We start from the raw sequence: 11,949 nt of genomic DNA on the forward strand, positions 1-11,949 counted from the left end.
TCACCGCGAACTGGCGTGGCCGGCCGCTGACCACTTTCCAGACCATCGTCAGTCTCATCGCCAACACGACGACCACCACCGGCCTCACAGTCCGCTGCGAGCTCGATCCCGGCGACTATCCCACCAAGGTCAAAGTCACCACACAGGACAGGGAGAGAATCCCGATCAACAGACATGACTTCCACGGAGACTGGAACTACACGATCAACCAGCCAGACGATTAACTTATATCAATCCGAACCCTATGTCGGCCTGCTGCAGGTGAGCCGGGCCTTTGTTCCGGTGCTGACGGCGAACGCGCCCGGCGCGATCGTCAATGTGCTGACCCTGATCGCCCTGGCGCCGGTGGGAGGCATGGCGGGCTACTGCGCCTCGAAGGCGGCCGCCCACTCGGCCACCCAGTCGATGCGGGCGGAGCTGCGTGGGCGCGGCATCGAGGTCATCGGCGCCTACCCCGGCGGCATCGACACCGACATGCTCGCCGGAGTCGATGCCGACAAGGCCGCCCCCGAGGTCGTCGCCGAGCGGATCATCACCGGCGTTGCCGCCGGAAGGGCGGTGATCTGGCCGGACGACGCGTCGGCGGGCGCCGGTTCCGTCTACTCGACCGATCCGCTCGCCCTCGAGGTCATGCTCGCCGGCTGACCGACGGCGGCCCTGATGATCGCCTGCGAGGAATCCGTCACCCGTCGTCGTGCGCCGCCCGTCGTCGTGCGCCGTGGCCGACGCGGGAAACCCGACCCCTCGTCAGGGCGGTTCCAGACCTGGATGATCCGCGTGTGAGCTGCCGCGGCGCACGGGGGCACCGAGCGAGGGTCCACCGATGAGCGTCGGGGCGATCGCGACGTTCGCGAGCATCAGCATGGTGTGGGCCGGGGCGCTTTTCCTCCTGCTCGGCCTCCACACCCTGCTTCGGATCATCCAGCGGCTGCGGTTGCGGTTCGCCGGGAACGTCGCCGTCGCCACGATCGTCGACGTCGAGGTGATCGAACGCGGCGTCGACGACGGCGGCCCGATCTACACCCCGATCGTCGACTACACGACCCGGGCCGGGGAACGGGTCCGCCGCGCGACGCTGCGGGACCCGGACCTTTCCTTTCCCGGCATCGGCGCCACAGTCCGGGTGGTGTACCGACCGCACGACCCGGACTGGGTGACGAGGACGGACTGGTTCGGCGCGGTCCTTTCGGCGCTCTTCCTGCTTCCGGTCTACCTCACCGCCGGCCCCTTCTGCCTCTGCTTCGGAATCAAAATGATCATTTCGTGATCCGTGATGTACATGGTCGGCGGCGTCAGGAGATCTTTTCGATCGCGGGCGGATGCCAGCTGTTGGCCAGCGCGGAGTCCGTCGGGATGTAGGCGCGGATCATCAGGTTGAACGGTCCGTCCGGCGCGGGCAGCCAGTTGCTCAGGTGCCCGGCCGGTGCGGTCGCCGACAGATAGAGGTCAATGGAGCCGTCCGGGTTCACCGCGAGGTCGCTGCGGTCGCCCAGCGCATAACGCCGCAGCGAGTTCGGCACCAGGAACATGTCCTCGTCGTACATCGTCACCGACCAGAATCCGTCGGCCTCGACCGGCGGCAGCTCGCCGGCGGCGAAACGCATCCGGTAGGTGTGTCCACCGGTCAGCGGCTCACCGTCGACGTCCGGGCCGGACCAGTAGTACAGCGACTCCTGCGGCACGTTCGCACCGAGACCGACCACGCCGACCCCCGACCGCAGCAGATAGTCGGTGCCGTAGACGCCACCGTTGAAACTTCCCAACCAGGTGCCGGACGGAACGAGGACGCCCTCGGCGGCGGCCTGGACCTCGGTCTCCCCGGCCGTGACTCCCGCGGCCAGCGCCGCGACCGTCGCCGGGTCACCCGTCGACGGGGTCGAGCCCGGAACGACGCCGACGCTCGCGAGCGAGGCGATCGCGGGATCGTCCGCGGCCGGCGGCGGGTCGGCGGCGAGCACCGCGGCCAGCTCGTCGAAGAACGCCGCACCGGCGTCGTCGGGGGTCTGCGGGTCGGGCGGGCTCGCGCAGTCGACCGCCGGCAGCGCGGGCGGCACCGGCCCGGTCACTCCGAGGTCGGTCGCCGCCACGGTGTACTGGCGCTGCACCGCACGCGCGGCGGGCAGATCGTCGTCACCGCTCACCAGGGTGCGGCCGAGAGCCCAGACATCCCAGCTCGGAGCGGCGATCGCGGTGGTGTCGGCCGGCACCGTCCCGCTCCATCCCGGCGGAGTGATCAGATAGGTGCCCGGCTGCGAGCCGTTGAGCCGGGTGCCGACGTTGGCGAAGACGTTCGAGTAGATGTCCAGCATCTCGAACACGACGTACCGGTCGGTGGTGTCGGGCAACGTCAGTCGCACCGGTCCGCCGCGCAGGTCCAGCCAGGCGACCGAGTAGAGGGTGTCGACGTTCGGCGCCACCACGCTGCGGCTTGCCGGGGTGGACAGGAGAGGCACGTTGAGCAGGCTGTTCGTGCCACCCCTGCAGACGTGGCCGGCGCGGGTGCGGGCCATGGCCACCGGGCTGTAGCCGTACACGTAGCCGTCCGCGGCGATCTCCTCCGCCGAGCCCACCGATCCCGGCGCTGCCGGCGCTGCCGGCGCAACCGCCGGCCCCGCCGACCCCGCCGACGCGCCGGCCGACACGGCCGCGGTGGTAGAGGCCACGACACCCGTCACCACCAGGGCGACGGCACCCGCCCGACAAGCGCGGCGTGCCCGCCGCGATGCCCGGCTCCGCGGCCGAGCCTGCCCCTGATCTGACATCCCGCACTCCCGTCCTCGGCGAACTCGACATCGTCAGTGTTCGGTCCGAACGTGTGAGCCGTATGTGGGCGCGATGCGAGGAAGGGAATCAGGCCAGGTCAGCGAAGACGATGACGTTGTCGCGGTAACTGGAGCGGGCCTGGTCGAACGTCCCACCGCACGTGATCAGGCGCAGGGCGGGTCGGCCCGTGGGCCCGTAGACCTCCTCGGAGGGCAGTTCGTCCTTCGGGTAGCTTGCCAGCCGGCTGACCACGAACTCGGCTGACGAGCCGTCCGTGCGGTCGACCTGGACGCGGTCGCCGGGCGCCAGCTCGCGGAGGCGGAAGAACACCGCCGGCCCGGTGTGCGAGTCGACATGGCCGGCGATCACCGCGGTCCCGTTCTCGCCCGGTTCGGGTCCCTCGACGTTCCAGCCGGTCTCCGCGAACACCCTTGGCGCCGCCAGCCTCCCGTCCGCGGCGAGCGCCAGCGGGACGACGGGCGCCGAGACACCGATGGCCGGGATGCGGATCCGAGCCGGATCGGCGACCTGCCCCACCGCAGCTCCGGCCACAGGTCCGGTCTCGCCGCCTGCGCCGGCTCCGCCGGTGGTTCGTGCCGGCGCATCGGACGCCGACCCCGTGCCGGTGGACCGGTCGGATGCCGGCCCTGATGCCGACCCGGACGTCCCGCATCCCATCACCGTGCTCAGGAGCAGCGCGGGCAGGACAGCGGCGCAGCACCGTCGGACCACGGCCGAGACGAGGGCCGGAGCCGAGGCGGGGACCGGAGCCGAGGCGGGGACCGTCATCTCAGATCTCGGCCCGTGCCCTGCGCCGCCGGACACCCAGTCCGGCGATCAGGCCCAGGCCGGCGCCGGCGGCCGCGAGGGGGGCCAGCGGGCCGCCGTTCTCGGTAGCGGTGGTCCCGATCGTGGCGGTACCGCCGGCGCCGGTGTCGATCCCACCGACGGGCAGTGAGCCGTCCCGCCCCGCCGCGGCCGCCCGTTCGCAGCGCAGCCGCTGCTGCTCCGGCGAAACCGCGGGATCCTCGACCGCGCAGGCGGCTGTTCGCGACGGAACAGGCGCCGGGGACGGCGCGCCCCCCGGTGCGGTGCCCGCCGATGTCTCCGCCGGAACCGGTGTGGGTGCCGCGGGCGCCCCCGGAGGGGTCGCGGCAGGTAGCGCCGGAGCGGGCGCCGACGTGGTGGCCGCGGCGGCGGACGTCGACGTCGCGATGCCGGCGCCCAGCAGTGTGAGCGCCAGCCCCGCGATGCCCACCAGCTTTCGGGTACGCGGCAGGTTCTGGGTGGATGCCATCGTCGAACCTCGGTTCGGTCATGCCGCGGCCAGTCCGCGGCGGCGCGGAGTGACACTCGTCGCCGAGCGTGGGTGTGCCATGAAACGGGGATGAGAGCTCTCTCATCGATTCGATAAGCCAGGCCGGGCCGCCGGGCCGCCGGGCCGGCCAGGCCCGGCTCCAGAGCGTGGCGGGACCGCCGTTCGAACCACTTCTGGCGGATGGGGCCCGATCCCGCCGGCGACGGTTCCCTGTCCCGCCCTAGCCTTGGTGTCCATGAGGCGCTTCCGGCGGGACCAGCGGGATCAACCGGAACGTCGGGCCGCGCGCGGGCGGCACCCCCGCCGCCGTACCGACAGCCGACGCCGGCCCGGGCGCCCCTGGCTGGTGCTGCTGCCCGGGGCCGTGTTGTCCCTGGTCGTCGTGAGTGCGCTCGTGGCTCCCGGGTTCGGCGTGGTCGTCACCGGCCGCGGCCAGCCACGGCCGCCGGACCTCGGCGGTCCCATCCTCGTGCCGACGGTGACGAGGACCGCGACCCCGGTTCCCAGCCCGACGGCTGAGGAGCCGGCACCGATCGGGGCGCCGGCCGAAGTGTCGGCCGAGCAGACGCGGCAGCGGTACCTGCGGGAACTGGCTGCTCGCATGTCCGGGCAGGAGACACCGCAGCGGCTCGCCGTCCGGCCGGACGATGCGCCCGCGGTGACGTACCGCCCGTTGCCGGCCGCCACCGCGGAAACCGGTGCGGCGCCCTCACCCGTGCCGTCAGAGCCCGGAGTGACCCCGGTGCCCAGCGCCCCGCCACGTGCACCGGGGCGCGCGCTGCCCCCCGCAACACCGTGATGCGGGGCGCCGCGGCTCTCTCGCCGTCCCTGCCGGCGCCCTGTTCGGCGCCATCCCGGTCGTCGCCGCGGCACGGCCGGTAGCCGGTAGCCGGTAAAGATGAGAACGTTCTCATCCCGGTCTCACCAATCCGGTGGGACTTCTCCGTCAGGCTGGCGGTTGTGCCGGTTCCGAAAAGGCCGAGGAGGAACGCGGACGGCCTGGCGATGAGGCTGACCACCGAACGCCCGGCGTCACAAAGGCTGGCGCCGAAACCGCCTCTGCTGAAACGGCTGGCACTGCGACGGCTGGCACTGCGACGGCTGGCACTGCGACGGCTCGTGCCCGGGTGGATGCGTCGGGCCGCGCGCTACCTCGCGAGCTCCGCCCGCCTGCACATCCTCGGCTGGCAGCTGCTCCTCGTTGCGGTGGCGCTCGCCGGCTCGGTTCTCGTCTCCCGGGAGGTGCTGCTCCAGCGGGTGGACGAACGCGTCGACCGGGGGCTGGCACTGGAGGTCGCGGAGCTTCGACGTCTCGCCGTCCGCAGCGTCGACCCACGGACGTCGCAACCTTTCACCGACGTCCGGCAGCTCCTGGAGGTGCACCTGGAACGCAACATTCCAGAGCCCAGCGAGACCATGCTGGCGCTGGTCGACGGCGTGCCCTACCGGCGCAGCGCCGAGGAGCCGATCTACCGGCTCGACACGGACCCGGCCGTGGTCGCCGCCCTGCTCGCCGGCTCGCAGGCCCGGTACGGCACGATCATGACGCCCGCCGGCGAGGTGCGGTACGCGACGGTGCCCGTACGGGTGGCGAGCAGCCCTGCCCGCGGTGTCTTCGCCGTGGCCGTCTTCGCGGATCAGGAACGGGCCGAGGTCGACGAGGTCGTCCGCGTGCTCGCGATCGTGGGTTTCGTGGCGCTGGGGCTGGCCGGAGCCGGTGGCTGGCTCGTCGCCGGCCGCGTCCTCGCGCCGGTCCGTGAGCTGCGCCGCACAGCGCAGACCATCACCGACACGGATTTCTCCCGCCGCATCCCCGTCGCCGGCCGGGACGAGATCTCCGAACTGGCCCGCACCTTCAACGGGATGCTCGACCGGCTGGAGGAGGCGTTCAGCACCCAGCGGTCGTTCGTCGACGACGCCGGCCACGAGCTCCGCACCCCCATCACGATCATCCGCGGGCACCTGGAGCTGCTCGGGGACGACCCCGCCGAGCGCGCCGACACGGTCGCGCTGGTCACCGACGAGCTCGACCGGATGAGCAGAATGGTGGACGACCTGCTCACGCTGGCCAAGGCGGAGCGGCCCGACTTCCTGCGTCTCGAACCGGTCGAGCTGGCCGGGTTCACCGAGGATCTGATGTCCCGGGCCGGGGCGCTGGCACCGCGCCGGTGGCGGTCGGCGGGTTCCGGTACCGGAATGGTCGTCATGGACCGGCACCGCGTCACCCAGGCACTCGTGCAGCTCGCGCAGAACGCGACGCAGCACACCGACGTCGGCGACGAGGTGCGGATCGGCTCCCGGCTGCGGGACGACGCCGTGACCTTCTGGGTGACGGACACCGGGCCGGGTGTCGCGCCGGAACACCGGGCCCGGATCTTCGAACGGTTCGCCCGCGGCCCGGCCGGACGTCGTTCGTCGTCCGAGGGCGCGGGCCTCGGTCTCGCCATCGTGCGCGCGATCGCGGTGGCGCACGGCGGGCATGTGCGGGTGCGGAGCGGGCCGGGCCTCGGCGCGACCTTCGAGATCACGCTGCCGCGCTCCGGCCCCGGCCCCGTCCTTCTCCCCGCCCCGCCGAGCAGTTGAGGAGAGCGACCGTGAGCAGCAGCGTTCTGATCGTGGAAGACGAACGCAGAATCGCCTCGTTCATCGAGAAGGGGCTGCGGGCCAACGGTTTCGTCCCGCTCTGCGTCAGCGACGGTGCCACCGCGCTGGACGTCGCGATGACAGCGGACTTCGACCTGATCGTCCTGGATCTCGGGCTGCCTGACATGGACGGCTTCACCGTGCTGCGCCGGCTGCGTCACGCCGGTGTGCGGGTTCCCGTCGTCGTGTTGACCGCCCGTGACGGCGTGCGTGACACCGTCGCCGCCCTCGAAGGGGGTGCCGACGACTACATGAGCAAGCCCTTCCGCTTCGAGGAGCTCCTCGCCCGCGTGCGGCTGCGGCTGCGGCTGCGCACCGAACGAGCGACGGAGGAGGTGACGGTGCTGTCCGTCGGCCACATCAGCCTTGATCTGCGGACCCGGCGGGCCCGGGTGGGGCCCCGCACCATCGATCTCACGGCCCGCGAGTTCCTCCTCGCCGAGACCTTCCTGCGCCATCCCGGCCAGGTACTCGCCCGGGAGCAGCTGCTGTCCGCCGTCTGGGGGTACGACTACGACCCGGGAAGCAACATCGTCGACGTCTACGTCGGCTATCTCCGCCGCAAGCTGGGCGCGGGAACCATCACGACGGTACGAGGAATGGGATACCGCCTGGAACCCGAACCCCCCTTTGCATAACGGAGCTGGACGGGAGAAAGGTTCAGGCTATTCGTCGTCACCATCTCGTTCGATCCGCCTGCCTGCGACGTCCGGAGACTGGGGCGGCGGGTCGGCGCCGGTTTCGGCAGTTCTGCAGATCGCCGGAGCGCCGGAGCGCCATGCGGCCGCTCGGCCGGGACCGGGCGAGCCGGGACAGCCGGGACAGCCGCAGGCGGCGAGCGTGTTGGTACCCGCCCGACAGGTGGGCAGAAACCTTGGTGACCAATCAATCACCTGGTATGCATCTACATCGAGGTCTCGTCATGAAACTTCTCGAGCGGCACCATCCGCCACCCGCCACCCCAGCCCCACCTGCCACCCCGGCCCCACCCGGCGCGGCCCGGGCCGTCGCGCGTTCCGCGGCCGTGTCCGTGTCCGTCGGCGACTTCGGGCTCCTGCTCCTGCGCATGGCCTTCGGCCTGCTGCTCGCCGGGCATGGCGCCCAGAAGCTCTTCGGCCTGTTCGGCGGCGAGGGCCTCACCGCGACCGGCAGAGGGTTCACCCAGCTCGGCTACCACCCCGGCACCTTCTTCGCCGGGCTGGCCGGAGCAGGCGAGCTCCTCGGCGGCCTGGGCCTGGCCGCGGGCCTGCTGACTCCGTTGGCGGCCGCGGCAGTGATCGGCGTGATGATCAATGCGATGATTGTGACTGTGCCGCAGGGTCTGTGGGCAACCGACGGCGGCATGGAGTACCCGCTGTGCATCGCGGTGGTCGCGACCGCGGTGGCGGCGATCGGCGCCGGGCGGCTCGCGCTCGACCGCCTCTTCCGGCGGCGCGACGGCGGGTTGCCCGAGATGGCGTTCGCCGTCGGCCTCGGCAGCCTCGGCGCCGCCGTCGTCCTGGCGGTCAGCTGACGTCCTCGACCGGCCGGATCTCGGCACAGCGCCGACCAGCAGTGAAACGCGACACGAAGAAATAGGGAACACCTAGGGCAATAACGACAGTTCGTCAAATTAATACTTCCACCAGATCACGCCGGCCACCATGCTCCTGGGGATCACCTTCCCTTAGGAGCAGAGCACCTTGGCAAATCTCAGCGCACGCCGCTGGACCACGGCGGCGAGTCTGTCGTTCGTGGTCGCGGCCAGCCTGACGGCCCTCCCGGCTCCCGCGAACGCGCTGTCGGCCGACGTCGTCATCTCCGCCGTCTACGGCGGAGGCGGCAACTCGGGGGCGGCCTTCAAGAACGACTTCGTCGAGCTGGCGAACCTCACGGCCAGCCCGGTCAGCGTCGACGGCTGGACCGTTCAGTACGCCTCAGCGGCGGGTGTCGTCTTCCAGACGACGGCCCTGTCCGGCTCGATCCCGGCCAACGGCCGTTACCTGATCCGGCAGGCCGCCGGCGCGGCCGGCACGCTCGACCTGCCGACACCCGACGCCACGGGCACCGTCCCGATGTCGGCCACCTCCGGCGTCGTCGCCCTGGTCACCGCCACCTACTCGCTGGTCGGCTGTGGCACCACCTGCGCCACCGCGCCGAACGTCAAGGACCTCGTCGGCTACGGTGCCACCGCCAACGTCGAGACCCTCGCCGCTCCCGGGCTGACCAACACCACGGCCATCGCCCGCGGCGGCGACCTGGTCGACACCGACAACAACTCGGTCGACTTCACCTCGGGCGTGCCGAGCGCCACCAACGCGGCCGGTGTCACCGTGAACGCCGGCGACGGCCCGGGCAACCCGACCGACCCGACTCCCGGCACCACCCGGATCCACGACATCCAGGGCTCGGGCCGGATCTCCCCGATCGTCGGCCAGAGCGTCACGAACGTGCCCGGTATCGTCACCGCCGTCCGCACCACGGGCAGTTCCCGCGGCTACTGGATGCAGGACCCGTCGGCTGACGCCGATCCGCTGACCAGCGAAGGCCTCTTCGTCTTCACCGGCTCCACCACCCCCGCGGTCGCCATCGGCGACTCGGTGCTGGCGACCGGCCGGGTCACGGAGTACCGCCCCACCACCGGCGCGCAGACGCTCACCGAGCTCGGCGGCCCGATCAACACCATCAGGCTGACCGGCGGCAACGCCCTTCCCACGCCGGTCCCCGTCAGCCTCGCCGACGCGTTCACCAAGACGGGCAGCCTCGAGGCCCAGCCGCTCGAGCCGGGCTCGTACGCGCTCGACTGGCTGGAGGTCCACGAGGGCATGCGGGTCACCGTCGCCCAGGACACCCGTCTCATCAGCCCGGTGAACACCGAGTTCGGCGAGCTCTGGGTCACCCTGAAGCCGGCCCAGAACCCGACCCCGCGCGGTGGTTCGGCGTACGTCTCCTACGACGACCCCAACAGCGGCCGGCTGATGCTCCAGGCCCTGGACGGCGCCCCCGCCGCCAACGTCGGCTCCACGCTCGCGGGTGGTTCGGTCGGCGTCGTCGACTACCAGTCGTTCGGTGGGTACGTCATCCAGACCACCGCCCTCGGCGCCATCACCGAGGGCAGCCTCAGGCCGCAGAAGGTCACCCCGCCGAAGAAGGCCGGCGACCTGTCCATCGTCACCTACAACGTCGAGAACCTCACCGCCGCCGACTCCGACGCCAAGTACGCGCGGCTGGCCCAGGCCGTCGTCGTGAACCTCGGCAAGCCCGACGTTCTCGCCCTGGAGGAGATCCAGGACAACAACGGCACCGCCGGCGGCGGCGTCGTCGCCGCCGACCAGACCATCGCCAGGTTCGTCGCGGCGATCGAGGCGGCCGGCGGCCCGACCTACCAGGCGCGTTCGATCGACCCCAACGACGGCACCGACGGTGGCGCCCCCGGCGGCAACATCCGCCAGGTGTTCCTGTTCAACCCGGCCCGGACGACCTTCGTCGACCGGCCCGGCGGCGACGCCGACACGGCCGTGACCGTGCAGAAGGTGCGCCCGACCAGCAACCAGATCATGCTGTCGGCCTCCCCCGGCCGCATCAACCCGGCCAGCTCCGCCTGGAACGCCAGCCGCAAGCCCCTGGTCGGCGAGTTCCGGTACGACGGTGACAAGCAGCTGTTCGTCATCGCCAACCACTTCAACAGCAAGGGCGGCGACCACCCGCTCACCGCCGCGGTGCAGCCGCCGGTCCGGACCTCCGAGGTCCAGCGCGTCAGCCAGGCGACCGAGGTCCGCGACTTCGTGGCCGACCTCGCGGCCAAGAGCGGCAACACCGCTCGCGTGGTCGTGCTGGGTGACATCAACGACTACCAGTTCAGCCCGACCCTGGCGACGCTGACCGACAACGGCGCGCTGCTGAGGACGCTGATCAACGACCTGCCCGCGAACGAGCGGTACAGCTACGTGTTCGACGGGAACTCGCAGACGCTGGACCACATTCTGATCAGCCCGACCATCAAGGGCTACTCGTACGGTGTGGTGCACATCAACGCCGAGTTCTCCGACCAGGCCAGCGACCACGACCCGCAGATTCTCCGGATTCTGACGGGGTGCGGTTCCGAGCCGCTGCCCGTGCGCTGCCGCCCCGGCAGCCCCGTGGTGGATGTCGAGTAATCCCCGCTCGCGGTAAGAAAGCGCCCGTCCCCCATCTCGGGGACGGGCGCTTTCTGTTTCGTCGCGACAGGCCGACCTGGACCCCGCTCCACCCCTCTGGATGCGCTGGCCGAAGTGGGCACGCGCGATCGGGGTCCCGGCCGCGGCGTGTGGAGTACATCTCGCGAGACCCGCTTCTCCGACAGCCTGTCGTACATCTATCGTCGCCCTGGCGGCGGCCATCCACTCTCCTGGCCGCCACTGCCGTGGGCTTTGACCCACGGCATCAGAACGGCTCGGTCTTCGGTGAATCGGCGGCCGGTCCGGAGATGTGGTTCCTCGCGCGTCTTTTCGGTGACGGGACACGAGGTCGGTTCCTCGTGCCCCGCGGCCCTTCTCGGACGAACGCGAAACGGCAGAACAGGGCGGTGGGTTTCTTGGGCTTCCGGTGCGGCCGTCCACGGCGGGGCCTGGGTGTGGCCCACCGTGCCGCGGCGGTGTTCTCGGGCGTACTCGTCGTGGCCGTGATGCTGGTCGCCGGTGCGGCTCCGGCCTCGGCGCACAGTCAGTTGCTGTCGAGCAGTCCCGTCGACGGGGAACACCTCCCGACGGCACCCGCCGCGGTCACCCTGCATTTCTCCGCCGACGTTCTCACCATCGGCGCCGTCGTGGTCGTCGCGGACGATACCGGGACGGACTGGACGCGGGGTTCGGCTGTCACACAGGGCACGGCCGTCACCGCCACGCTGCGCGACGGGGCGCCCGACGGCACCTACCAGGTCCGCTGGCGCGTGGTGTCCGCGGACGGCCATCCGATCAGTGGCCTGATCCCTTTCGCCGTGGGCGCGACAGCGCTGGCGCCCGCCTCCGCGCCGGCGCCCTCTCCGACCACCTCCGCGCGCACCACCACTACCGCGGCGCCCGCGCCGACCTCCGACACCGCAGACACCGCGGACGCCGCTGGAGCGACGTGGGTACGTGCCTTCGTCGTCGGCGCGGTGGGGGCGGGCGCGGCCCTCGCGCTGTTCTGGGGCTACGGCGCGGCGCGGCGACGCGGAGACCGGCCGGCACCACCGCGGCCATGACCACGACCTCATCTCACAGCCTCAT

The 11,949-nt window shown here is 71.5% G+C and carries 12 protein-coding genes; 9 read left to right on the plus strand and 3 right to left on the minus strand.

Translation table 11 applies throughout. The features are described from left to right. The 3 genes from B207_RS38950 to B207_RS0125715 all read left to right on the plus strand — a co-directional run. Positions 1–224 (plus strand): ISAzo13-like element transposase-related protein (locus B207_RS38950; RefSeq protein ID WP_018639548.1); only part of this gene is annotated, 224 nt, incomplete at its 5' end. Beyond that, positions 175–645, plus strand: coding sequence for an SDR family NAD(P)-dependent oxidoreductase (locus tag B207_RS35620; protein ID WP_084692327.1), 471 nt, complete (start codon positions 175–177; stop codon positions 643–645). The genes B207_RS38950 and B207_RS35620, both read left to right, overlap by 50 nt. Before the next feature lie 178 nt (positions 646–823). Further along, positions 824–1,267, plus strand: a complete 444-nt coding sequence (locus B207_RS0125715) for a DUF3592 domain-containing protein (RefSeq protein WP_018639550.1) — start codon at positions 824–826, stop codon at positions 1,265–1,267. A gap of 25 nt (positions 1,268–1,292) precedes the next feature. Here B207_RS0125715 and B207_RS35625 read toward each other — a convergent pair whose 3' ends face one another. The 3 genes from B207_RS35625 to B207_RS0125730 form a co-directional block, all read right to left on the minus strand. After that, a complete protein-coding gene (locus B207_RS35625) occupies positions 1,293–2,663 on the minus strand; it encodes a DUF1254 domain-containing protein (protein ID WP_230205223.1) in 1,371 nt (456 codons plus the stop codon). Between the two features lie 187 nt (positions 2,664–2,850). After that, a complete protein-coding gene (locus B207_RS35630; protein WP_230205224.1) occupies positions 2,851–3,300 on the minus strand; it encodes a class F sortase in 450 nt (149 codons plus the stop codon). A gap of 253 nt (positions 3,301–3,553) precedes the next feature. Beyond that, entirely contained in the window at positions 3,554–4,060 is a 507-nt protein-coding gene (locus B207_RS0125730; protein WP_018639553.1) for a hypothetical protein, read from the minus strand. Positions 4,061–4,316: 256 nt separating this feature from the next. Between B207_RS0125730 and B207_RS0125735 the strand changes: the two genes are divergently transcribed. From B207_RS0125735 to B207_RS37275, 6 genes are all read left to right on the plus strand, one after another. Then, the gene (locus tag B207_RS0125735; protein WP_195905351.1) at positions 4,317–4,880 is read left to right on the plus strand and encodes a hypothetical protein; all 564 of its coding nucleotides are present in this window, start codon (positions 4,317–4,319) and stop codon (positions 4,878–4,880) included. A gap of 206 nt (positions 4,881–5,086) precedes the next feature. Further along, positions 5,087–6,664 carry a sensor histidine kinase gene (locus B207_RS0125740; protein ID WP_018639555.1) on the plus strand — a complete coding sequence of 526 codons (1,578 nt, stop codon included), beginning with the start codon at positions 5,087–5,089 and terminating at the stop codon, positions 6,662–6,664. 11 nt (positions 6,665–6,675) lie between these two features. Further along, entirely contained in the window at positions 6,676–7,362 is a 687-nt protein-coding gene (locus tag B207_RS0125745; protein ID WP_018639556.1) for a response regulator transcription factor, read from the plus strand. Positions 7,363–7,646: 284 nt separating this feature from the next. Beyond that, entirely contained in the window at positions 7,647–8,237 is a 591-nt protein-coding gene (locus tag B207_RS0125750; protein ID WP_018639557.1) for a DoxX family protein, read from the plus strand. A 169-nt stretch (positions 8,238–8,406) separates the two neighbouring features. Then, a complete protein-coding gene (locus B207_RS0125755; RefSeq protein ID WP_026311454.1) occupies positions 8,407–10,860 on the plus strand; it encodes an endonuclease/exonuclease/phosphatase family protein in 2,454 nt (817 codons plus the stop codon). A 476-nt stretch (positions 10,861–11,336) separates the two neighbouring features. Then, positions 11,337–11,924, plus strand: a complete 588-nt coding sequence (locus tag B207_RS37275; RefSeq protein ID WP_195905352.1) for a copper resistance CopC family protein — start codon at positions 11,337–11,339, stop codon at positions 11,922–11,924. Positions 11,925–11,949 lie beyond the last annotated feature (25 nt).

The sequence above is a fragment of the Parafrankia elaeagni genome (assembly GCF_000374165.1).
In the GTDB taxonomy this organism is placed as follows: Bacteria; Actinomycetota; Actinomycetes; order Frankiales; family Frankiaceae; genus Parafrankia; species Parafrankia elaeagni.